Consider the following 20,154-nt stretch of genomic DNA (forward strand, 5'->3'; position numbering starts at 1 on the left):
AGGGACAGAGTCCCATGCTTCGATATGATCGCCGCACCCGTCGCCTAGCCGCCATTCTGGCCGGGGCCGCGGGGTTCGTGGACGCCATGGGCTTCATCGCCATGAACGGCTTCTTCGTGTCGTTCATGAGCGGCAACTCCACCCGTCTGGGGGTAGGCCTCACATCGAACTGGACCTGGGCGGCGGTGGCGGGCGGACTGATCGGCGCCTTCTTGGCGGGTGTGGTCGCCGGCTCCGTCGCCGGGCGCCTGGCGAGACCGGATCGGCGCCGGGTTTACGTCCTCTGCCTCGTCAGCCTGCTGCTGTTGGCCGCGCCCGTCGCCAGCAGTATTGGCTGGAGCACTGTCGCGCTCGCCCTGATGGCCGCCGCCATGGGCGCGGAGAACGCCGTGTTCGAGCGCGATGGCGAGGTGGCCATAGGTCTGACCTACATGACCGGCACCCTGGTCAAGTTGGGCCAAAGGCTTGCTGATGGGATGATGGGCGGGGATGTCAGGGCCGCCGCGCCCTATCTGGTGCATTGGCTTGGCCTCGTGGGCGGCGCGGTCGCGGGAGCGGCTCTCTATCCGCATCTAGGATTGCGCGGCGTCTGGCTGGCCGCCGTTGTGGTCCTCGCCTGCGCGATCTGGGACGCTCTATCAGAGCGGGCCTGAGGCGAACCTGTACGCGACTTAACTAGGAGTACGGAACCGCGTCATCTAGCGAAGATGAAAGACTTCGGAGGCCGCCATGCTGCATATGATCCTCGCCGCCGCCGCCGCCGGCGTCATTCCCACCGGGTCCGAGCTGAAAGAAACGCTGACCAAGCGCGACGCCGAGTTCTTCGAGTTGTTCTTTCAGGGCTGCGACGCGCCGCGTTTGCGGACCATGGTCACCGACGACTTCGAGTTCTTCCACGACAAGGATGGACTGATCGCGACCTCGGGCGACCAGTTCGTCGCCGACTACGCCAAGGGCTGCGTTGAAAAGCAGAAGCCCGACGCCTGGAATTCGCGTCGCGAACTGACCCCCGGAACGATGAAGGTCTGGCCCGCCGGCGGCTACGGCGCCTTCGAGCAAGGCGACCACGTCTTCTACGAGCGCAAGGGCAAAGGCCCCTATAAGCTGGTCGGCAAGGCCTCCTTCACCCAGGTCTGGAAGCTGGAGGACGGCGTCTGGAAGCTGGCTCGGGTGCTCAGCTACGCGCACGCCCCGGCGGACTAGCTCAAGCTTTGACGTGACGGCGACACATCCGGCGCCCTAGGGTTGCATCCACAGGAGGCCCCATGTCCGCGTACATCGTTCCGATCGTCTTCCTCTTCCTCGCGGCCGTGGTGCTGTTCGCGGTGGTCAAGATCGTGCCGCAGGGCCGCGAGTTCACGGTGGAGCGGTTCGGCCGCTACACCCGCACCCTCAAGCCGGGCATCAACATCCTCACCCCGTTCATCGAAGGCGTCGGCCGCCGCATGAACATGATGGAGCAGGTGCTGGACGTCCCGACCCAGGAGGTCATCACCAAGGACAACGTGTCGGTGAAGGTGGACGGCATTATCTTCATCCAGGTGATGGACGCGGCCGCGGCCGCCTATCGGGTCGACAACCTCAGCTACGCCATCACCCAGCTGGCCATGACCAACCTGCGCACCGTGGTCGGCTCCATGGAACTGGACGAGGTGCTGAGCCAGCGCGACCAGATCAACTCGCGCCTGCTGGCCACCATCGACCACGCCACCAGCCCCTGGGGCGTGAAGGCCACGCGGATCGAGATCAAGGACCTGACCCCGCCGCCGGACATCACCAACGCCATGGCCCGCGTGATGAAGGCCGAGCGCGAGCGCCGCGCGGTGATCACCGAGGCCGACGGCGAACGCCAGGCCCAGATCGCCCGCGCCGAGGGCTCCAAGCAGGCCGCGATCCTGGAATCCGAAGGCCGCAAGGAGGCGACCTTCCGCGACGCCGAGGCTCGCGAGCGCGAAGCCGAGGCCGAAGCCAAGGCCACCGCCATGGTGTCCGAGGCCATCGCCCGCGGCGACGTGAACGCCATCAACTACTTCGTGGCCCAGCGCTATGTGGAGGCCTTCGCCAAGCTGGCCGAAAGCCCGCAGCAGAAGACGGTCATCGTCCCGGCGGACATGGCCTCGCTGGTGGGCACCATCGCCGGCATCGGCGAGCTGGTGAACTCGGCCAAGGCGACCAATTCCTCGGCCCCGCCGCCTGCGCCGACCACCACGACCACACGGCGCGGCGGTTCGGCCGTGCCGCGCACCGGAGGCTGAGGCCATGCAGGCCCTGATCGCGCTCTACGCTACGCAGCCGCTTTGGGTCTGGCTGGCCATCGCCGCGCTATTGCTGGCGGCGGAAGTCTCCACCGGCAGCGGGTGGCTGCTGTGGCCCGCCGCCACGGCGGCGGTCATGGGCGTCGTCACCGTGATCTTCCCCCTGCCCGCTTCGGTGGCCCTGGGCCTGTTCGCTGTCCTGACACTAGCCGCCACCTTCGGCGCGCGCCGCATCCTGCCGCGCCGCGAGCTGGAGCCCGCGCCGGACATCAACGACCCGCTGCCCCGGCTGATCGGCCAGTCGGGTGAGACCGCCTCGGTCTTCGTCGGCGGCGAGGGCCGGGTGTACGTGGACGGCAAGGAGTGGGCGGCGAAGCTGACCGGCGCGACCACGCTGGAACGCGGCGCCAAGGTCGAGGTGCTGGAGGTGGACGGCTCGGTGCTGACGGTGAAGGCGGGCTAGCGGCCCGCCGCCAGCGTCTCCTTCAACCCCCGCCGCGCGAGCTCGTCGGCTTCTTCGTTGAACTCGTGGCCGGCATGGCCCTTCACCCAGCGCCAATCGACGTCGTGGCGCGCGCGGGCCAGGTCGAGGCGCTTCCACAGGTCCTCGTTCTTGACCGGGCTCTTGTCGGCGGTCTTCCAGCCTCGGGCCTTCCAGCCGTGGATCCACTGGGTGACGCCCTTCATCACATACTGGCTGTCGGTGTGCAGCTCGACCTTGCAGGGCTTGTTCAGGGCCTCAAGCGCCTGGATGGCGCCCATCAGCTCCATGCGGTTGTTGGTGGTGGCCAGTTCGCCGCCACACATGGTCTTACGCTTGTCGCCATACATCAGCACCGCGCCCCAGCCGCCGGGGCCCGGGTTTCCGCTGCAGGCCCCGTCCGTATAGATCAGGACCTTGGGGGTCATGCCCGCTCGCTGAACAGGTGCAGGCCCTCGCGGTGTACGGCCAGCTTGCGCTCGTACTCCATGGGGTCCTTGGGCCGCACCAGGGCGTCCTTCGGCGTCGCGTCCCAGTCATGCAGCCGGGTCAGGAAGAAGCGCATGGCCGCCCCATGGGCCAGCAGCGGCAAGGCGGCCTTCTCGGCCGGCGACAGGGGCCGCAGCGTCTCATAGCCGGCGATCATGGCGCGGGCGGCGGTGGCGTTGAACATGCCGTCCGCCTCGAAACACCAGGCGTTCAGGGTGACCGCGATGTCGTAGGCCAGGGCGTCGTCGCAGGCGAAATAGAAGTCGATCGCCCCAGCGAACTGGTCGCCGTGAAAGAACACGTTGTCGGGGAAGAAGTCGGCGTGGATCGCTCCAGTCGGCAGGCCGCGCGGCCAGGACAGGGCGAAGGACGCCAGGTCCTTCTCGATGGTGGCCGACAGGCCGGGCTTAAGCGCTTCGGCCTGCTTGCGCAGCGGGGCGAACACGGCGGCCCAGTGCGGCTGGCCCAGATCATTGCCCCGGCGGCCGGAGAAGCCCTCGGACGCCAGATGCAGGCGCGCCAGCCCTTCGCCCGCCGCGCGGCAATGGGCGACGCTGGGCTTGCGCACCGACAGACCGGGCAGGAACTCGACGATGGCGGCGGGCTTTGCGCGCAGGGTCTGCAGGTCGCGGCCCTTGCGGTCCTTCACCGGCGTCGCCGACGGGAAGCCCCGATCGGCCAGATGGCGCATCAGGCCCAGGAAGTAGGGCAGGTCATCGGCCTTCACCCGCTTTTCGAAGACGGTGAGGATGTAGCGTCCCCTTTCCGTCTCCAGCAGGAAATTGGAGTTCTCCACGCCCTCGGCGATGCCCTTGAAGGACACGGGCGCGCCCAGGTCATAGGCGGCGAGGAACGCCTCGAGCTCGGCGTCGGTGATGTCGGTATAGACGGCCATGGGGAGGGATTGGGCGAGCCCGCCCCCGCGGTCAAGCGGTGAGGATGCGCGGCAGCTTGAAGGTCACCGTCTCGCGGGCCGGAGCAACCTCCTGAACGGTCACCTCATAACGCTCGGCCAGGGCGTCGATCACGCCCTGCACCAAGGCTTCGGGAGCCGAGGCGCCGGCGGTCAGGCCGACGCGGGTCGCGCCTTCCAGCCAGGCGAAATCCAGGCCCGACACGTCGTCGATAAGCCGGGCGTCCTTGGCCCCGCCCTTCAAGGCCACCTCGACCAGCCGCACGGAATTGGACGAATTCTGGGAGCCGACCACCAGCACCACGTCCGTCCCCTCGGCCAGGTGCTTGACGGCCTCCTGGCGGTTGGTGGTGGCGTAGCAGATGTCTTCCTTGTGCGGGGCCGCGATACCCGGAAAGCGGGCGCGCAAGGCCTCGATGATCTCGGTCGTGTCATCCACCGACAGGGTCGTCTGGGTGACGAAGGCGACGTTGGACGCATCCTTGGGCGTCCAGGTCGCCACGTCATCGACAGTCTCGATCAGGGCGACCGTGCCTTCGGGCAGCTGGCCCATGGTGCCGATCACCTCGGGATGGCCGGCGTGGCCGATCAGGACGATCTCGCGGCCGGCGTCGAAGTGACGCTGCGCCTCCACATGCACCTTGGAAACCAAGGGGCAGGTGGCGTCCAGATACAGCATCCGCCGTTCCTTGGCGGCCTGCGGCACGGATTTGGGAACGCCGTGAGCCGAGAAGATCATCGGCCGGTCGGCCGGCGCCTCGTCGATCTCCTCGACAAAGATGGCGCCCATGGCCTTCAGGCGATCGACCACATGGCGGTTGTGGACGATCTCGTGGCGCACATAGACCGGCGCGCCGTACTTCTCGATGGCGCGCTCCACGATCTGGATGGCGCGGTCCACCCCGGCGCAGAACCCGCGAGGACTGGCCAGCAGGACGGTGAGAGGCGGTCGGATGGGGGCGTGGGCGTTCATTTCGGACCGGAACCTAAGCGTTCGGAAGCTGTCTCGCCAGCCACACGCGTTGCGACGTCACGCATATGCCTTTATCACGCGACATGACACAGGCGGGCTCATTCCGCCTATGCGCTAAATTTCCGGACGATCCATGCGCCGCATCGCCACCTCCGTTCTCTGCCTCGCTCTCGCGGCGAGCTTCGTTGGCTCTTCCGCCATGGCGCAGAACCGCCGCCAGGACGACGCCGGGCGTCGCCAGGAAGAAGAGGCCGCCGCCAAGAAGAAACGCAAGGAAGAGTGGGCGTCGCCCCGGGCTCCCCTGGCTTCGCTGAGGAACGCCGGCCCCTGCCCCTATGTGAAGGTGCTCTACGACGCCGGCCGCTACGCCGAGTTCGAGGCCGGCCGCGAGGCTATGAACGCCGTGGCCTATACCGGCGAGATCGAAGGCCTTTCGGCCGGTTGCCGCTATGAGGGCGCAGATCCCATCGAGATGCGCGTCGAGGTTCTGTTCAACCTCGGCCGCGGTCCCCAGGCTGAAGAGCGCCGCAAGACCTACCGCTACTGGGTGGCGGTGACGCGTCGGAACAACTCGGTCATCGCCAAGGAATATTTCGACCTGCCCGTCACCTTCCCGGCCGGCCAGGACCGCGTGATGGTCACCGACCTGCTGGAAGGCATCGTCATCCCGCGCGCCGACGAAAAGACCAGCGGCTCGAACTTCGAGGTCCTGATCGGCTTCGACGTCACCCCGCAGATGGCCGAGTTCAACCGCGACGGCAAACGCTTCCGCGTCAACGCCGGCCAGGCCACCGCCGCCGCCACGACGACGCCCAGCAACCAGAACCAATGACCGACCTGAAATCCCGCCTCGGCGAAGCGGTTGGAGCCGCCTTCGCCGCGGCCGGCCTGTCTTCCGACCTCGGACGCGTCACGCCGTCCGACCGGCCTGACCTTGCCGACTTCCAGTGCAATGGCGCCCTCGCCGCCGCCAAACAGGCGGGCAAGCCGCCGCGCGACATCGCGAACGATATCGTCGCACGCCTGGAAGGCTCGCCCCTGTTCAAGTCGGTGGAGATCGCCGGCCCGGGCTTCATCAACCTGAAGCTGGCCGACACGGCGCTGTCCGAACGCGCGGCCGAGATCGCCGCTGACGAGCGCGCCGGCGCCAGCCGCATCGATGCGCGCCGTGTCCTGGTCGACTACGCCGGGCCGAACGTGGCCAAGCCCATGCATGTGGGCCATCTGCGCGCCTCGATCATCGGCGAATCCATCAAGCGCATCTATCGCTTCCGTGGCGACGAGGTCCTGGGCGACGCCCACTTCGGCGACTGGGGCTTCCAGATGGGCCTGCTCATCGTCGCCCTGCAGGACGAAGGCACGGCCGCGCCGTTCATGGCGGACGGCGACGGCCCGTTCCCGGCCGAGAGCCCGGTGACGCTGGAGGACCTGGAGCGCCTCTACCCGACCGCTTCGGGCCGCATGAAGGAAGACGTCGCGTTCCGCGATCGCGCCCGCAAGGCGACGGCGGAGCTGCAGGCGGGACGTCCCGGCTATCTGGCGCTGTGGAAGCACTTCGTGGCCGTCAGCCGCGTGGCGCTGGAGCGCGAGTTCCATGCCCTCGGCGTCGACTTCGACCTGTGGAAGGGCGAGAGCGACGTCAACGACCTGATCCCGCCGATGGTCCAGGAGCTGGACGCCAAGGGCCTGCTGGTCGACGACCAGGGCGCGCGCATCATCCGCGTCGCCCGTCCCGGCGAGACCAAGAAGAAGAAGCTGCCGGACGGCACGGTGATCGAGGCCGAGAGCCCCGATCCGCTGCTGGTCGTCTCGTCGGAAGGTTCGGCCATGTACGGCACGACCGATCTGGCCACGATCCTGGACCGCCGCAACAGCTTTGATCCACACCTGATCCTGTACTGCGTCGATCAACGCCAGGCCGACCACTTCGAGCAGGTGTTCCGCGCCGCCTATCTGGCCGGCTACGCCGCCGAGGGCTCGCTGGAGCATATCGGCTTCGGCACCATGAACGGGACCGACGGCAAGCCGTTCAAGACCCGCGCCGGCGGCGTGCTGAAGCTGCACGACCTGATCACCATGGCCAAGGACAAGGCGCGCGAACGCCTGACCGAGGCTGGCCTGGGCGCCGAGTTGCCCAAGGAAGAGTTCGAGGAGATCGCGCACAAGGTGGCCGTCGCCGCCCTGAAGTTCGCCGACCTGCAGAACTTCCGCGGCACGTCCTACGTCTTCGACCTTGACCGCTTCACCAGCTTCGAGGGCAAGACCGGCCCGTACCTGCTGTACCAGGCCGTCCGCATCAAGTCGGTTCTGCGCAAGGCCGCCGAGACGGGCGCGGCAGCCGGCCCGATCACCATCGCCGAACCTGCCGAGCGGGACCTGTCCCTGCTGCTGGACGCGTTCGAGACGGCCCTGGCCGAGGCCTACGACAAGAAGGCCCCGAACTTCATCGCCGAACACGCCTTCAAGCTGGCCCAAGGCTTTTCGAAGTTCTACGCCGCCTGCCCGATCGTGGTCGCCGAGGACCCGGCCGTGCGCGCCTCGCGCCTGTCCCTCGCCCAGACCACCCTCAAGCAGCTTGAGTTGGCGCTCGACCTGCTGGGCGTGGCGACGCCGGAGCGGATGTAACCTCGTCTGCTCGTGTCTGCGGCTGATTGGCGGATCATTCCTTAAGGTCCTCGGCCGCGCTTGACTCAAGGGGGGCGGTCGATCAGGTTCCGCCTCGCTCTCGCGGGAGACATCGGGATTCTTTGGGGTCCCGAGGCCGAAGGCGCAACCGCCCCGGAAACGCTCAGGCAAACGGACCGCGCGAGCTACGAAACGCTGGAAAGCAGCCCCCTCCGGGGCTCGCCGAAGGAGCAAGGGCCGGCTCGCCGCCCCGGAATCTCTCAGGCTCAGGGACAGCGGGGGCGCACATCGTCCGGTGAAAGCCGGGCGCGTGCCGTCACCATCCCTCGCGGAGCCCAGCGTGTCCGAAGCCGACCTCAAGAAGACCCCGCTCTACGACGCGCATGTCGCGGCGGGCGCCCGCATGGTCCCGTTCGCGGGCTACTCCATGCCGGTGCAGTACAAGGACGGGGTGCTGAAGGAGCACCTGTGGACCCGCGAACATGCGGGCCTGTTCGACGTCTCCCACATGGGCCAAGCCCGGCTGCGGGGCGTCGCGCCCTTGGCCGCCTTCGAGGAGATCACCCCGGGCGACTACATCGGCCTCAAGCCCGGCAAGCAGCGCTATTCCATGCTGCTGAACAAGAAGGGCGGCATCATCGACGACCTGATGGCCGCCCGTCCGGATGACGACGGCCTGTTCGTGGTGGTCAACGGCGCCTGCAAGGACGGCGACTACGCCCACATGGAATCCGAGATCGGCGGCCAGGTGAAGATCGAGCGCCTGGAGGACCGCGCGCTGCTGGCGTTGCAGGGTCCCGAGGCCGTCGCCGTGCTGTCCGCCCACGCTCCGGCCGTCGCCCAGATGGTGTTCATGGACGCCACGGTGATGGAGATGTTCGGGGTGACCGCCATCGTTTCGCGCTCAGGCTACACCGGCGAGGACGGCTACGAGATTTCCGTGCCGGCGGCCGACGCCGAGCGGATCTGGAACACCCTGCTTCAGGACGAGCGCGTTCGTCCCATCGGCCTGGGCGCCCGCGACAGCCTGCGGCTGGAAGCCGGCCTGCCGCTCTACGGCCACGACCTGGACGAGACCACCAGCCCGGTCGAGGGCGGCCTGAACTTCGCCCTGTCCAAGAAGCGCCGCGAGGCCGGCGACTTCCCCGGCGCCGCCCGTATCCAGAAAGAACTCGCCGAGGGCCCGTCGCGCATCCGCGTCGGCCTGAAGGTCGAAGGCGCGCCCGCCCGTGAAGGCGCCGAGATCGCCGACGCCGACGGCAAGGTGGTCGGCGTCATCACCAGCGGCGGCTTCTCGCCGACGCTCGGCTACCCCATCGCTCTGGGCTTTGTTCCTCCGGCGCTCGCCGAGGTCGGAATCAGGCTCAATGTCATTGTCCGGGGCCGGACCCAGGTGGCGGAAGTCGTCCCCACTCCGTTTGTCCCCAATCGCTACGTGCGCAAGATCTAGGAAAAGGGCCGCTCCGATGCGCTTCACCAAAGACCATGAATGGATCTCCGTCGACGGCGACATCGCCACCGTCGGCATCACCGCCTACGCCGCCGACCAACTGGGCGACGTGGTGTTCGTCGAAGTCCCCGACGTGGGCAAGACCGTGAAGAAAGGCGACAGCCTGGCCGTGGTCGAAAGCGTCAAGGCCGCCTCGGACGTCTACGCCCCGATCTCAGGCGAAGTCGTCGAGTCCAATGGCGAGTTGTCGGGCGCGCCCGAAACCGTGAACGCCGCGCCGGAAGCCGGCGGCTGGTTCGCCAAGGTGAAGCTGGCCGACACGTCGGAAGTGGACGCCCTGATGGACCGCGCCGCCTACGAAGCCTTCCTCGGCACTCTCTAAGCACCAGAGCAAAACGGCCCCGATGCGTTACCTCCCCCTGACCCGCGACGACCGCGCCGAGATGCTCTCGGCCATCGGCGTCAAATCCATCGACGACCTGTTCGTGGACGTGCCCGCGGCGGCCCGCCGCACCGGCTTCGTCGACCTGCCGCTGCATGCGGGGGAGTTGGAGGTGGAGCGCGAGCTGTCCGCCCTGGCGGCCCGCAACCGCACCGCGGGCTCGGGGCCGTTCTTCTGCGGGGCCGGCGCCTATCGCCACCATGTCCCGGCCAGCGTGGACCACATCATCCAGCGGTCGGAGTTCCTGACCAGCTACACGCCGTACCAGCCCGAGATCGCCCAGGGCACGCTGCAGGTGCTGTTCGAGTTCCAGACCCAGGTCTCGGCGCTCACCGGCCTGGAGGTCGCCAACGCCTCGCTCTATGACGGCTCCACCGGCGCCGCCGAGGCGGTGATGATGGCCAACCGCATCAACCGCCGGGGCAAGGCGGTGCTGTCGGGCGGACTGCATCCGCACTATGTCCGCTCGATCGAAACCCTGGCCCACGCGGCCGGCGTGGTCACCGAGACCCTGGCCGCCGCCGTGGACGCCGAAGCCGCCGTGATCGACGCCATCGACGCCGACACCGCCTGCGTGGTCGTCCAGACTCCGAATGTGTTCGGCACGGTCACCGACGTGACCAAGATCGCCGAGGCCGCCCACGCCGCCGGCGCCCTGCTGATCGTGGTGACGACCGAGGCCGTCTCCTACGGCCTGCTGAAGTCGCCGGGCGAGATGGGCGCCGACATCGCCGTGGCCGAAGGCCAGTCGATCGGCAACGGCCTGAACTTCGGCGGCCCCTATGTCGGTCTCTTCGCCTGCCGCGAAAAGTACATGCGCCAAATCCCCGGCCGCCTGTGCGGCGAGACGGTGGACGCCGACGGCCGTCGCGGTTTCGTCCTGACCCTGTCGACCCGCGAGCAGCACATCCGCCGCGACAAGGCCACGTCGAACATCTGCACCAACAGCGGCCTGTGCGCCCTGGCCTTCACCATCCACATGTCGCTGCTGGGCGAGCAGGGCCTGCGCCGCCTGGCCGCGCTGAACCATGATCGCGCCCGCAAGCTGAAGGCCGCCCTGACCGCCGTGCCGGGCGTCGAGGTGCTCACCGACCGCTACTTCAACGAGATCGCCGTGCGCCTGCCGCGCGACGCCGCCGAGGTGGTCGAGACCCTGGCCGGCAACGGCGTCATCGCCGGTGTGCCCTATTCGCGCCTGGCCCCACACGCCGGCATGGACGACGTCCTGCTGCTGGCCGCCACCGAACTGACCAGCGACGGCGACATCGCCATCCTGCAAAAGGCCCTGACCAAGGTGATCGCCCAATGAGCATGAACTCTGTCGGCCGTCCCACCCGGCCTGAAACCGCGGCCAATGACGCTCCGGCCGCCACCGCCACCCTGACCGGCGCCCGCGGGCTGCTGCAGGATGAGCCCCTGATCTTTGAACTGGGCGGCTGGGACAAGTCGGGCGTCGATCTGCCCGAGGCCACCGGCGTCGATGACGCGCTGGACGGCCTGCTGCGGCACGAGCCCATCGGCCTGCCTGGGCTGTCCGAGCCCGAGACCATGCGCCATTACGTGCGCCTGAGCCAAAAGAACCACGCCATCGACCTGGCGCTCTATCCGCTCGGCTCCTGTACGATGAAGCACAACCCGCGCCTGAACGAGAAGATGGCGCGTCTGCCGGGTTTTGCCGACATTCACCCGCTGCAGCCGGTCTCGACGGTCCAGGGCGCGCTGGGCCTGATGGATCAGCTGGCCCACTGGCTGAAGACCCTGACCGGCATGCCGGCCGTGGCCCTGTCGCCCAAGGCCGGCGCCCATGGCGAGCTTTGCGGTCTGCTGGCCATTCGCGCCGCGCACGAGGCCAAGGGCCAGGGCCACCGCAAGACGGTGCTGGCCCCGACCAGCGCCCACGGCACCAACCCGGCCACCGCCGCCTTCGCCGGCTATACGGTCAAGGAAATCGCCCAGACCGAAGACGGCCGCGTGGACCTCGCCGACATGGCGTCCAAGCTCGGCCCGGACGTGGCGGCCATCATGGTCACCAACCCCAACACCTGCGGCCTGTTCGAGCGCGAGGTGATCGAGATCGCCCGCCTGGCGCACGAGGCCGGAGCCTACTTCTACTGCGACGGCGCCAACTTCAACGCCATCGTCGGCCGCGTGCGCCCGGGGGACCTGGGCGTCGACGCCATGCACATCAACCTGCACAAGACCTTCTCGACGCCGCACGGCGGCGGCGGTCCCGGCGCGGGTCCGGTGGTGCTGTCCGAGGCCCTGGCGGCTTACGCCCCCACCCCGTGGGTCGTGAACACCGGAGACGGGTTCAAGCTGGTCGAGCATGAGACCGAGGAGGCCTCGGCCGCCTTCGGCCGTCTGTGCGCTTTCAACGGCCAGATGGGCATGTATGTCCGCGCCCTGTCCTACATGCTGTCCCACGGCGCCGACGGCCTGCGCCAGGTGGCCGAGGATGCGGTGCTGAACGCCAACTACATCAAGGCCCGGCTGTCCGACGTGATGAGCGCGGCCTTCCCGGACGGCCCGTGCATGCACGAGGCCCTGTTCGACGACGCCTGGCTGGAGGGCACGGGGGTGACCACGCTCGATTTCGCCAAGGCGATGATCGACGAGGGCTTCCACCCCATGACCATGTACTTCCCGCTGGTCGTCCACGGGGCGATGCTGATCGAGCCCACCGAGACGGAATCCAAGTACGAGCTGGACCGCTTCATCGCCGCCCTTCGCGCCCTTGCCGGCGCGGCCAAGGCGGGCGATGTGGACCGCTTCAAGAACGCGCCGACCCAGGCGCCTTTGCGACGTCTGGATGAAACTCTTGCGGCACGTAAGCCACGGCTGAAGTGGAGCCCTGTGTCTTCTGCGCCACTGGCGGCGGAATAGGTCATTAAGTTTCGTTAAGACGCAACACGTGTCCTTTACGGCGCGTTCGGGGCTTCTCATATCCCCGAATGTCCGCCGTCCTCCTGAGTCCTTTTGGAGATGCGACGGGCCCTCCCCGTCGTGTCCCAATGCAGATCGCCCTGACCATCGCCATGCCTCGCGCGCGCCAGTCCGACGCCCTAGCCCGAGCCCTGCTTGGGCGTGCGGCGCGTTGGCTGCTGCTCATCATCGGCGGGTTGCTGATCCTGGCGGGCTTTCTGATCGCGCCGCTGCCAGGTCCGCTTGGCGTGCCGCTGACCGTGGTCGGGCTGATGCTGGTGCTGCGCAACTCGTTCTGGGCGCGCAAGCAGTTCATCAAGGTGCAGCGGGCCCACCCCAAGGTGATCTTCCCCCTGCGTCGCCTGCTGCGTCGTGAGCCGGAAGTGTTGCAGGTCGCCTGGCAACAGGCCCTGCGGATCGAGCGCCTCATCCTGCCCCGCCGCTGGCGCGTCGCCGTCCGGTGGCGCCGGTCCCTGCGCCGCCGCAGCCGGGCGGTTTAGCACCCCCGCTTCTCCACCCGATCGTTCCATCTTGGCCCGGCTCGTCCGGGCCACCCATGCCGTGACTGAGCCGCCTTATCCACGGTGACGCCTCGCCATGGGGTCGCCTGAACAAGTCGGGCGAAGACGGATGGAATGACCCCAAAGAAAAAGGGCGCCTCCTCGCGGAGACGCCCTTCGATTTTTCAAACCAACCCTGACTGCTATTGCAGCTTGGCCGATCCCATCTGCTGGATGGCGCCATCGACCAGCGGGTCCGTGGCGCCCAGACGGGCGGCCAGGATCTGCTCGGCGGCGGCGATGGCGAGGTCCGCGGCGGCGGACTTCACCTCGGCGGTGGCCTGGGCTTCGGCGGCGGCGATCTTGCGCTCGGCCAGTTCGCCGCGACGCTTGATCTGATCCTCGAGCTTGGCCTGGGCCTCCGTGGCCAGACGCTTGGCGTCGGCGTGGGCGGCGGCCAGCATCTCGGCGGCCTGACGCTCGGAAGCGTCACGCTGGGCCTTGATGTCGGCCAGCAGAGCTTGCGCCTCGGCGCGCAGCTTGGCGGCCTCGTCGAGCTCAGCCTGAATCTTGGCCGCGTGAGCGTCCAGAGCGCCGAACAGGGCGCCCGGCAGGACCTTCAGCGCGAACAGCAGGCCGAAGAAGAGCACCAGGGCGACAAGCACCCAGAACTCAGGGTTGGACAGTTGGAACAGCGCCATTGTCCGTGCTCCTTAAGCCGACAGCTTGGTCAGCGCGGCGGTCACCTCGGCGGAGGTGGCGGCCTTGCCGGTCAGCTTGGCGGTGATCGCCTGGGCGGTGTCCGACGCGATGGTCTTCACATTGCCCATGGCCGTATCGCGCGAGGCGCGGATACGAGCCTCGGCGGCCTCGAGCTTCTCGGCCAGGACAGCGTCTTCCTTGGCCTGGCGCGAGGCGGCTTCGGCTTGCGCCTTGGCCTTCGCGTCAGCCGCGGTGCGCAGCGCCGTGCCGCGAGCTTCGGCCAGTTCGGCGGCCGCCGCCTGGCTTTGAGCTTCGGCTTCGTCACGCAGCTTGCGAGCGTCGGCGATGTCGCCGGCGATCTTGTCCGCGCGCGCCTCGATGGTGCCGCCCACCTTGGGCAGCAGCATCTTGGACAGCACCACGTACAGGACGACGAAGATCAGGAGCAGCCAGACGATCTGGCCCGCCCAATGCTCGAACTGCAGCTGCGGCAGGCCGCCGGAGCCGTGAGCTTCGGGCGCGCCGGTCGTTTCGGTCACGCCGTGGTTTTCCGTCGTCGCCATAGGAGGACGAGGTCCCTCTTAAGCGATTTAGGAGAACAGGATCAGGAAGGCGATGACGAGGGCGAAGATGCCCAGGGCTTCGGTCAGCGCCATGCCCAGGAACAGCATCGGACGCTCTTGAGCGGCGGCCGACGGGTTGCGCAGAGCGCCCTGGAAATAGTTGCCGAACATCACGCCCAGGCCGATGCCCGCGCCGATCATGCCCAGCATCGCAAGGCCAGCGCCGATGTACTTCGCGGCTTCAGCTTCCATTGTCTTAGTCCTTTAGGTCGAATGGATGGAGGTAAGAGGTAGTTCGTCGTGAGCCTTAGTGGCTGTCGAGGTTCACGACGTCGTTGAGGTAAACGCAGGTCAGCACGGCGAACACGAAGGCCTGCAGGAAGGCCACCATGAACTCCAGCGCCGTAAGGGCCACCACCGAGCTCAGCGCCAGGGCCGAACCGACCCAGCCGAGCACGCCGAGCGAACCCATCGCCACCACGAAGCCGGCGAAGATCTTCAGCACCACGTGACCGCCCAGCATGTTGCCGAACAGACGAAGGCCGAGGGTGATCGGACGGATCAGGAAGGACAGGATTTCGATCGGGACCAGCAGGAAGTACAGCGGCCACGGCACGCCCGACGGGGCGAACAGTTTGAAGAACTTCAGGCCGTTCTTGGCGAAGCCGACGCCGACCACGGTCAGGATGACCATCAGGCCCAGCGTCAGGGTCACGGCCAGCTGCGAGGTGGCGGTGAACACCAAGAACATGCCCAGCATGTTCATGAACAGCACAAAGGCGAACAGGGTGAATACGAAGGGCAGGTACTTCTTGCCCTCGTGGCCGATGATCGACGAAGTCAGGCTGCCGACCAGTCCATAGAGCATCTCGCCCACGGTCTGCAGGCGGCCGGGGACCACTTCGCGACGCGAAGCCACGGCGTAGAACAGGATAACCAGAACGGCGGCGGCCATCATGGCGGCCACCGAATTGGTGATCGAAAGATCGATAAGGCCCAGCCCGGGAACGTTCACGGGCGGCAGCTCCACGACCTTCGCGATCTGGAACTGGTGCATCGGATCGGCCATCGGCCTTACGCGTCCCCTGGTTTGGTCCCGGCGTCGGGACCGTCGTTGTTTTCGTGTGCGGCCTTGGGAGCCGCCTTGGCGCTCATCTGGGAGGCGCGACGCACCACCAGGAACACCGAAAGCCCCGTGCCGATCAGCACACCGCCGATCAGGCCCCAGGGCCTTGTGCCGACGTAGTGGTCAAGCGCCCAGCCGAGGCCGAGGCCGCCCAATACGCCGCCAAGCAAATCCGCCAGAAGGCGGTACCCGTCGCTGGCCCCCTGCTCCACATGGCCCGCGGGCTTGGGAGCGTCCCTGGCCTCGACAGCGGCGAGCCGTGCGTCGAGGCTCTTCAGAGCCTCATCGTGCGGTTCGTCGGCCTTGGACATGGGAGTGGTCAGGTCCGAGTTCGGCCGCGAAAACAATATCCGCGCCCGGGCTTGATCGCGGCGGAACCTATAGATCGGACCCGTCAGCGTCAAGGCTGGTTAGGGGTTGATTAAGCCCCTGAAAAGCCGAGGAATTTCCCCTGCGGAAACGAGGAAGGCCCTCCTCCCGGCGGGAGAAGGGCCTTCCAAGATTTCGTCGAATGCGGCGAAGCTTAGGCCAGCGACGGTTCGATGCCCTTGCAGGCTTCGATCAGGCCCTGAACCGACTCGACCGACTTGGCGAACATCGCCTTCTCGTCGTCGTTGGTGGTGAACTCGATGATCTTCTCGACGCCGTTGGCGCCGATGACCACGGGCACGCCCACATACAGGTCCTTCAGGCCGTACTGGCCGGTCAGATAAGCGGCGCACGGCAGAACGCGCTTCTTGTCCTTCAGGTACGAGGTCGCCATGGCGATGGCGCTCTCGGCCGGTGCGTAATAGGCGCTGCCGGTCTTCAGCAGGGCGACGATCTCGCCGCCGCCGCCGCGGGTGCGCTTGACGATCCCGTCGAGCTCTTCCTGGGTCATCCAGCCCTGGGCGACCAGTTCCGGCAGCGGCAGGCCGCCGACGGTGGAGTGACGGACCATGGGGACCATGTCGTCGCCGTGGCCGCCGAGCGTCCAGGCGTGGATGTCTTCGACCGACACGCCGGTCTTCTCGGCCAGGAAGTAGGCGAAGCGGGCCGAATCAAGCACGCCGGCCATGCCGACGACCTTGTTGTGCGGCAGGCCCGAGAATTCGCGCAGGGCCCACACCATCGCGTCGAGCGGGTTGGTGATGCAGATGACGAAGGCGTTGGGGGCGTGAGCCTTGATGCCCTCGCCGACGGCCTTCATGACCTTCAGGTTGATGCCCAGCAGGTCGTCGCGGCTCATGCCCGGCTTGCGCGGCACGCCGGCGGTGACGATGCAGATGTCGGCGCCGGCGATGTCGGCGTAGTCGTTGGCGCCCTTCAGGGCCACGTCCCTGCCGAACACGGCGCTGGCTTCGGCGATGTCGAGGGCCTTGCCTTGCGGGGTGCCTTCCGAGATGTCGAACAGGATCACGTCACCCAGCTCTTCGCGCGCGGCGATGTGAGCCAGGGTGCCGCCGATCATGCCGGCGCCGATGAGGGCGATCTTCGCGCGAGCCATGCAGGTCTCCAGTGTCAGAAGGGCTGGGATAAGTTGCGGGCGGTCTAGCTCCGCAAGCCCCCTGGCGCAAGCTATAGCCGATGCGGCGGACTGGACTTTTTGCGCTGCAGCATGCCCGATAGGTGAAAAGCGATAATCAAGGGACGCGCAGGGGCATGAGCAAAACCGATCCGGGTAATTTCTTCGAGGACTTCCGCCTGGGCCAGATCCTGGTCCACGCTACGCCGCGAACGGTCACTGTCGGCGACGTCGCCCTCTACACCGCCCTGCACGGTCCGCGCTTCGCCCTGTTCTCCTCGGACGAATTCGCCAGAGGCTGCGGCCTGGCCGGCGCGCCGCTCGATCCGCTGCTGGTCTTCCACGTGGTGTTCGGCAAGAGCGTGCCAGACATCAGCCTGAACGCCGTCGCCAATCTGGGCTACGCCGAGGGCCGCTTCCTGGCGCCTGTATTCCCGGGCGACACCCTCACCGCCACGTCCGAGGTGATCGGCCTGAAAGAGAACTCCAACGGCAAGACCGGCGTCGTCTATGTCCGCACCACCGGGACCAACCAGCGCGGCGAGGCGGTGCTGTCCTATGTCCGCTGGGTGATGGTGCGCAAGAACGACCTGTCCGCCGCGGTGGAGCAATCGGTCCCGCAGCTGAAAGCGGCCCTCGACGCCGCCGACCTGATCGCGCCGCCCGGCCTGGACCTGTCGTCCTATGACTTCGCCCTGGCCGGCGCGCCGCACGCCTTCGAAGACTATGCGATAGGCGAGCGGATCGACCACGTGGACGGCATGGCGATCGAAGAAGCCGAACACGCCATGGCGACCCGGCTCTACCAGAACACAGCCAAGGTCCATTTCAACCAGTTCGAGCGCGCCAACGACCCGTCCGGCCGGCGCCTGGTCTATGGCGGGGTGGTGATCTCCACCGCCAAGGCGCTGTCCTTCAACGGCCTGCAGAACGCCGGCCTGATCCTCGGGATCAACGGAGGCCGCCACGTGAACCCCTATTTCGCCGGCGCCACCGTGTTCGCCTGGAGCGAGGTGCTGGACAAGGCCGACCTAGGCCCCTGCGGCGCGCTGCGCCTGCGTCTGGTGGCGACGAAAGACCGTATCTGCGACGATTTTCCCGACAAAGACGCCGCCGGCGCCTATCCATCGGAAGTTATTCTCGACTTCGACTACTGGGCCGCGGTCCCCAAGCGTTAGGCGCACATGAACTTCGTCATCGACCCCGCCTTCTTCGCCAGCTCCCACCGTATCGGCGTCCTCGATCTGTGCGAGATGCGCCTGCAGGACGACGCCCGCTGGCCGTGGATCATCCTGGTGCCTCGCGCGCCGGGCCTGGTGGAGATCGAGGATCTCAAGCCTCGCGACCGCGCCCAACTGACCGAGGAAATCATCTGCGGCGGCGCTGCTGTGCGCGCCATCGGCCAGGCCCTGGGCATGGAGGTCGAGAAGCTGAACGTCGGGGCCCTGGGCAACATTACGCCGCAACTGCACGTGCATGTCATCGGGCGTTGCAGGGGCGATCCGGCCTGGCCTGGTCCCGCCTGGGGCTATGGCACGGGCGAGGCCTATGACGACAAGGCGCGGGCCACGGCGATCTTGGCGGTGAAGGACGCGCTGCGGATTTAGCGACGCTTCTTGCGCTTCGCCGCTTTGCCGCGCTTGCCGGTCGCCTTGCGCTTGACCGCCTTCTTCTTGACGGTTGTCGCCTTCACCGGCGCAGCCTTGGACGTGGCGGAGGCGGCCACGAAAGGCCGGGCCGAACCGGCGGGCGTATAGCTGTCCCAGGCGGCCGAGAGCGGGTCGCGACGGGCGGCCACGGAATGGATCACGCCGCCCTCGCTCATCTCCCCCGCCCATCCCTCGCCGATCGCCCGCAGGGTCAAGCGAGCGGATTGGCCGGCCTCCCTGCCAGGAATGACCGCCGTCAGCGCCCCGTCGGCATAGGCGACCTCGTCAATCACCCCCAGGGTCGAGACCCCTCCCCGCCGCAGGTCGCGCCAAGCGCCCTCCAGCCCGTTCTGCGGCGTCTCGGAAAACTGCAGGTGATAGAGCTGCGCGCCGCTGGCGTCGGTCAGGATCCAGCCGCCGTCCAGCGGGCCACGCTGGCTTTGCGCCGCGCCGATGCGGCCTTGAACGCGGGACACATAGACCGGATCAGGCTCGGCGGGCGGCGCTTCGTAGGGACGTTCGATCTGCGGCTGAGGCGGCGCGCTCTCGGCCGCGTCCTCGTCGGGCTGGAGCGCGGCGGTCGGCGCGGGAACGGGCTGGGCCACGTCCTGCGCCACCGCGGGCGAGGCGAGCAGGATCAGCAGCAGGGCGAGCGTACGGGTCACGCCGCCTCCGCCGCGGCGATGGCTTCGGCGACCGCCACCAGCCGCTGGGCCTGCGCCAGATGCAGCAGTTCGGCCATCTTGCCGTCCACGCGGATCGCGCCCTTGCCGGCGTTCTCGGGCAGGGCGAAGGCGGCGATCACCGCATGGGCCCAGGCGATCTCACCCTCGGTCGGGGAGAACGCCCGGTTGCAGATCTTCAGGTGGCTGGGGTGGATCAGGGTCTTGCCGTCGAAACCAAAATCGACGCCCTGTCGGCAGACCACCTCCAGCGCGTCCAGGTCTTCGATGTCGTTATGCACGCCATCCAGGATCGACAGGCCGTTGCCCCGCGCGGCGACCACGGCCAGGGACAGGATCGGCTGGAACGCCTCGCGCTGCGGCGTCTGACGCGCGCGCATCTCCTTGGCCAGATCGTTCACGCCCATGACCCAGGCCGACAGCCGCGTGGTCTTGGCGGCCTGCGCGATGTCCCACAGATGGAACGCCGCCTTGGCCGTCTCGATCATCGCCCAAAGGCGCGTGTCACCCTTCAGAGCGGCGTCGTAGAAGCGCACGTCGTCGGCGTCGTTGACCTTGGGAACCAGGATCGCGTCGGGGCCGGCGGCGGCGGCGGCCTCCAGGTCCGCGGCGCCCTGTGGGGTATCGCGGCCGTTGACCCGGATGACCACCTCGCGGCCGCCGAAGCCGCCGGCCTTAACCGCCTCGACGGCCTGAGCGCGGGCGATATCCTTGGCCTCCGGCGCCACGGCGTCCTCCAGGTCGAGGATCACCACGTCGCAAGGCAGGCTCCGGGCCTTCTCGATCGCCTTGAGGTTCGAGGCGGGCATGTAGAGGGCGCTGCGGCGCGGCCTGGCGGCGTCGGTCATTTCAATCCCCCGGTGTCGTTGGGCGAATC

At 67.7% G+C, this 20,154-nt stretch carries 24 protein-coding genes and 1 riboswitch; of the genes, 13 read left to right on the top strand and 11 right to left on the bottom strand.

Annotation, left to right across the window (positions count from 1 at the left end):
• Positions 1-14: 14 nt before the first annotated feature.
• From O5K31_RS14725 to O5K31_RS14740, 4 genes are all read left to right on the top strand, one after another.
• Positions 15-653 carry a YoaK family protein gene (locus O5K31_RS14725; RefSeq protein ID WP_269714495.1) on the top strand — a complete coding sequence of 213 codons (639 nt, stop codon included), beginning with the start codon at positions 15-17 and terminating at the stop codon, positions 651-653.
• Positions 654-729: 76 nt separating this feature from the next.
• Positions 730-1,203 (top strand): nuclear transport factor 2 family protein, encoded by a 474-nt coding sequence (locus tag O5K31_RS14730; RefSeq protein WP_269714496.1) that lies wholly within the window; start codon positions 730-732, stop codon positions 1,201-1,203.
• 62 nt (positions 1,204-1,265) lie between these two features.
• On the top strand, positions 1,266-2,255 hold the full coding sequence (locus tag O5K31_RS14735; RefSeq protein ID WP_269714497.1) for an SPFH domain-containing protein: 990 nt from the start codon (positions 1,266-1,268) through the stop codon (positions 2,253-2,255).
• 4 nt (positions 2,256-2,259) lie between these two features.
• Complete coding sequence (locus tag O5K31_RS14740) at positions 2,260-2,718, top strand: NfeD family protein (protein WP_269714498.1); 459 nt, start codon at positions 2,260-2,262, stop codon at positions 2,716-2,718.
• Here O5K31_RS14740 and rnhA read toward each other — a convergent pair.
• Genes rnhA through ispH form a run of 3 tightly spaced genes read right to left on the bottom strand, consistent with a single transcriptional unit; the run spans position 2,715 to position 5,111 of the window.
• On the bottom strand, positions 2,715-3,164 hold the full coding sequence (rnhA, locus tag O5K31_RS14745) for a ribonuclease HI (protein ID WP_269714499.1): 450 nt from the start codon (positions 3,162-3,164) through the stop codon (positions 2,715-2,717). The genes O5K31_RS14740 and rnhA overlap by 4 nt on opposite strands.
• Positions 3,161-4,120, bottom strand: coding sequence for a homoserine kinase (gene thrB / locus O5K31_RS14750; protein ID WP_269714500.1), 960 nt, complete (start codon positions 4,118-4,120; stop codon positions 3,161-3,163). The genes rnhA and thrB overlap by 4 nt, the downstream gene beginning before the upstream one ends.
• Before the next feature lie 31 nt (positions 4,121-4,151).
• Positions 4,152-5,111 (bottom strand): 4-hydroxy-3-methylbut-2-enyl diphosphate reductase, encoded by a 960-nt coding sequence (gene ispH / locus O5K31_RS14755; protein ID WP_269714501.1) that lies wholly within the window; start codon positions 5,109-5,111, stop codon positions 4,152-4,154.
• Positions 5,112-5,244: 133 nt separating this feature from the next.
• On the opposite strand from ispH, the gene O5K31_RS14760 reads away from it, so the two are divergent.
• The 7 genes from O5K31_RS14760 to O5K31_RS14790 all read left to right on the top strand — a co-directional run bounded on the left by O5K31_RS14760 (position 5,245) and on the right by O5K31_RS14790 (position 13,050).
• A complete protein-coding gene (locus O5K31_RS14760; protein WP_269714502.1) occupies positions 5,245-5,943 on the top strand; it encodes a Tat pathway signal sequence domain protein in 699 nt (232 codons plus the stop codon).
• The gene (argS, locus tag O5K31_RS14765) at positions 5,940-7,736 is read left to right on the top strand and encodes an arginine--tRNA ligase (protein ID WP_269714503.1); all 1,797 of its coding nucleotides are present in this window, start codon (positions 5,940-5,942) and stop codon (positions 7,734-7,736) included. The genes O5K31_RS14760 and argS overlap by 4 nt, the downstream gene beginning before the upstream one ends.
• Before the next feature lie 93 nt (positions 7,737-7,829).
• Positions 7,830-7,925: riboswitch (glycine riboswitch) on the top strand.
• Positions 7,926-8,076: 151 nt separating this feature from the next.
• Positions 8,077-9,186 (top strand): glycine cleavage system aminomethyltransferase GcvT, encoded by a 1,110-nt coding sequence (gene gcvT / locus O5K31_RS14770; protein ID WP_269714504.1) that lies wholly within the window; start codon positions 8,077-8,079, stop codon positions 9,184-9,186.
• Positions 9,187-9,202: 16 nt separating this feature from the next.
• Positions 9,203-9,568, top strand: coding sequence for a glycine cleavage system protein GcvH (gcvH, locus tag O5K31_RS14775; protein ID WP_269714505.1), 366 nt, complete (start codon positions 9,203-9,205; stop codon positions 9,566-9,568).
• Between the two features lie 22 nt (positions 9,569-9,590).
• A complete protein-coding gene (gcvPA, locus tag O5K31_RS14780) occupies positions 9,591-10,937 on the top strand; it encodes an aminomethyl-transferring glycine dehydrogenase subunit GcvPA (protein ID WP_269714506.1) in 1,347 nt (448 codons plus the stop codon).
• Positions 10,934-12,511, top strand: coding sequence for an aminomethyl-transferring glycine dehydrogenase subunit GcvPB (gene gcvPB / locus O5K31_RS14785; protein ID WP_269714507.1), 1,578 nt, complete (start codon positions 10,934-10,936; stop codon positions 12,509-12,511). Before gcvPA ends, gcvPB begins: the two co-directional genes overlap by 4 nt.
• Before the next feature lie 128 nt (positions 12,512-12,639).
• Positions 12,640-13,050 carry a hypothetical protein gene (locus O5K31_RS14790; protein WP_269714508.1) on the top strand — a complete coding sequence of 137 codons (411 nt, stop codon included), beginning with the start codon at positions 12,640-12,642 and terminating at the stop codon, positions 13,048-13,050.
• Positions 13,051-13,253: 203 nt separating this feature from the next.
• On the opposite strand, the gene O5K31_RS14795 is transcribed toward O5K31_RS14790, so the two are convergent.
• The 6 genes from O5K31_RS14795 to mdh all read right to left on the bottom strand — a co-directional run bounded on the left by O5K31_RS14795 (position 13,254) and on the right by mdh (position 16,927).
• Positions 13,254-13,751, bottom strand: a complete 498-nt coding sequence (locus O5K31_RS14795) for a F0F1 ATP synthase subunit B (RefSeq protein WP_269714509.1) — start codon at positions 13,749-13,751, stop codon at positions 13,254-13,256.
• A gap of 12 nt (positions 13,752-13,763) precedes the next feature.
• Positions 13,764-14,315: a F0F1 ATP synthase subunit B family protein gene (locus O5K31_RS14800; protein WP_269714510.1), complete on the bottom strand. Its 552-nt coding sequence runs from the start codon at positions 14,313-14,315 to the stop codon at positions 13,764-13,766.
• A gap of 27 nt (positions 14,316-14,342) precedes the next feature.
• Positions 14,343-14,567 (bottom strand): F0F1 ATP synthase subunit C, encoded by a 225-nt coding sequence (locus tag O5K31_RS14805; protein WP_269714511.1) that lies wholly within the window; start codon positions 14,565-14,567, stop codon positions 14,343-14,345.
• Between the two features lie 55 nt (positions 14,568-14,622).
• Entirely contained in the window at positions 14,623-15,384 is a 762-nt protein-coding gene (locus O5K31_RS14810) for a F0F1 ATP synthase subunit A (protein ID WP_269714512.1), read from the bottom strand.
• 5 nt (positions 15,385-15,389) lie between these two features.
• The gene (locus O5K31_RS14815; RefSeq protein ID WP_269714513.1) at positions 15,390-15,752 is read right to left on the bottom strand and encodes an AtpZ/AtpI family protein; all 363 of its coding nucleotides are present in this window, start codon (positions 15,750-15,752) and stop codon (positions 15,390-15,392) included.
• A 212-nt stretch (positions 15,753-15,964) separates the two neighbouring features.
• Positions 15,965-16,927 (bottom strand): malate dehydrogenase, encoded by a 963-nt coding sequence (gene mdh, locus O5K31_RS14820; RefSeq protein ID WP_269714514.1) that lies wholly within the window; start codon positions 16,925-16,927, stop codon positions 15,965-15,967.
• Positions 16,928-17,082: 155 nt separating this feature from the next.
• Between mdh and O5K31_RS14825 the strand changes: the two genes are divergently transcribed.
• A complete protein-coding gene (locus O5K31_RS14825; RefSeq protein WP_269714515.1) occupies positions 17,083-18,123 on the top strand; it encodes a MaoC family dehydratase in 1,041 nt (346 codons plus the stop codon).
• A 6-nt stretch (positions 18,124-18,129) separates the two neighbouring features.
• Positions 18,130-18,552, top strand: a complete 423-nt coding sequence (locus tag O5K31_RS14830) for an HIT domain-containing protein (RefSeq protein ID WP_269714516.1) — start codon at positions 18,130-18,132, stop codon at positions 18,550-18,552.
• Here O5K31_RS14830 and O5K31_RS14835 read toward each other — a convergent pair.
• Positions 18,549-19,259: a hypothetical protein gene (locus O5K31_RS14835; protein WP_269714517.1), complete on the bottom strand. Its 711-nt coding sequence runs from the start codon at positions 19,257-19,259 to the stop codon at positions 18,549-18,551. The two genes, O5K31_RS14830 and O5K31_RS14835, sit on opposite strands and share 4 nt — an antisense overlap.
• The gene (locus tag O5K31_RS14840; RefSeq protein ID WP_269714518.1) at positions 19,256-20,125 is read right to left on the bottom strand and encodes an HpcH/HpaI aldolase/citrate lyase family protein; all 870 of its coding nucleotides are present in this window, start codon (positions 20,123-20,125) and stop codon (positions 19,256-19,258) included. Before O5K31_RS14840 ends, O5K31_RS14835 begins: the two co-directional genes overlap by 4 nt.
• Positions 20,126-20,154 lie beyond the last annotated feature (29 nt).

The sequence above is a fragment of the Caulobacter sp. NIBR2454 genome (assembly GCF_027474405.1).
GTDB lineage: Bacteria > Pseudomonadota > Alphaproteobacteria > Caulobacterales > Caulobacteraceae > Caulobacter.

Bases quoted from the DNA above. Each gene is read 5' to 3' on its own strand.
- O5K31_RS14725 (WP_269714495.1), top strand. From the start codon at position 15: ATGCTTCGATATGATCGCCGCACCCGTCGCCTAGCCGCCATTCTGGCC.
- O5K31_RS14730 (WP_269714496.1), top strand. From the start codon at position 730: ATGCTGCATATGATCCTCGCCGCCGCCGCCGCCGGCGTCATTCCCACC.
- O5K31_RS14735 (WP_269714497.1), top strand. From the start codon at position 1,266: ATGTCCGCGTACATCGTTCCGATCGTCTTCCTCTTCCTCGCGGCCGTG.
- O5K31_RS14740 (WP_269714498.1), top strand. From the start codon at position 2,260: ATGCAGGCCCTGATCGCGCTCTACGCTACGCAGCCGCTTTGGGTCTGG.
- rnhA (WP_269714499.1), bottom strand. From the start codon at position 3,164: ATGACCCCCAAGGTCCTGATCTATACGGACGGGGCCTGCAGCGGAAAC.
- thrB (WP_269714500.1), bottom strand. From the start codon at position 4,120: ATGGCCGTCTATACCGACATCACCGACGCCGAGCTCGAGGCGTTCCTC.
- ispH (WP_269714501.1), bottom strand. From the start codon at position 5,111: ATGAACGCCCACGCCCCCATCCGACCGCCTCTCACCGTCCTGCTGGCC.
- O5K31_RS14760 (WP_269714502.1), top strand. From the start codon at position 5,245: ATGCGCCGCATCGCCACCTCCGTTCTCTGCCTCGCTCTCGCGGCGAGC.
- argS (WP_269714503.1), top strand. From the start codon at position 5,940: ATGACCGACCTGAAATCCCGCCTCGGCGAAGCGGTTGGAGCCGCCTTC.
- gcvH (WP_269714505.1), top strand. From the start codon at position 9,203: ATGCGCTTCACCAAAGACCATGAATGGATCTCCGTCGACGGCGACATC.
- gcvPA (WP_269714506.1), top strand. From the start codon at position 9,591: ATGCGTTACCTCCCCCTGACCCGCGACGACCGCGCCGAGATGCTCTCG.
- gcvPB (WP_269714507.1), top strand. From the start codon at position 10,934: ATGAGCATGAACTCTGTCGGCCGTCCCACCCGGCCTGAAACCGCGGCC.
- O5K31_RS14790 (WP_269714508.1), top strand. From the start codon at position 12,640: ATGCAGATCGCCCTGACCATCGCCATGCCTCGCGCGCGCCAGTCCGAC.
- O5K31_RS14795 (WP_269714509.1), bottom strand. From the start codon at position 13,751: ATGGCGCTGTTCCAACTGTCCAACCCTGAGTTCTGGGTGCTTGTCGCC.
- O5K31_RS14800 (WP_269714510.1), bottom strand. From the start codon at position 14,315: ATGGCGACGACGGAAAACCACGGCGTGACCGAAACGACCGGCGCGCCC.
- O5K31_RS14805 (WP_269714511.1), bottom strand. From the start codon at position 14,567: ATGGAAGCTGAAGCCGCGAAGTACATCGGCGCTGGCCTTGCGATGCTG.
- O5K31_RS14810 (WP_269714512.1), bottom strand. From the start codon at position 15,384: ATGGCCGATCCGATGCACCAGTTCCAGATCGCGAAGGTCGTGGAGCTG.
- O5K31_RS14815 (WP_269714513.1), bottom strand. From the start codon at position 15,752: ATGTCCAAGGCCGACGAACCGCACGATGAGGCTCTGAAGAGCCTCGAC.
- mdh (WP_269714514.1), bottom strand. From the start codon at position 16,927: ATGGCTCGCGCGAAGATCGCCCTCATCGGCGCCGGCATGATCGGCGGC.
- O5K31_RS14825 (WP_269714515.1), top strand. From the start codon at position 17,083: ATGAGCAAAACCGATCCGGGTAATTTCTTCGAGGACTTCCGCCTGGGC.
- O5K31_RS14830 (WP_269714516.1), top strand. From the start codon at position 18,130: ATGAACTTCGTCATCGACCCCGCCTTCTTCGCCAGCTCCCACCGTATC.
- O5K31_RS14840 (WP_269714518.1), bottom strand. From the start codon at position 20,125: ATGACCGACGCCGCCAGGCCGCGCCGCAGCGCCCTCTACATGCCCGCC.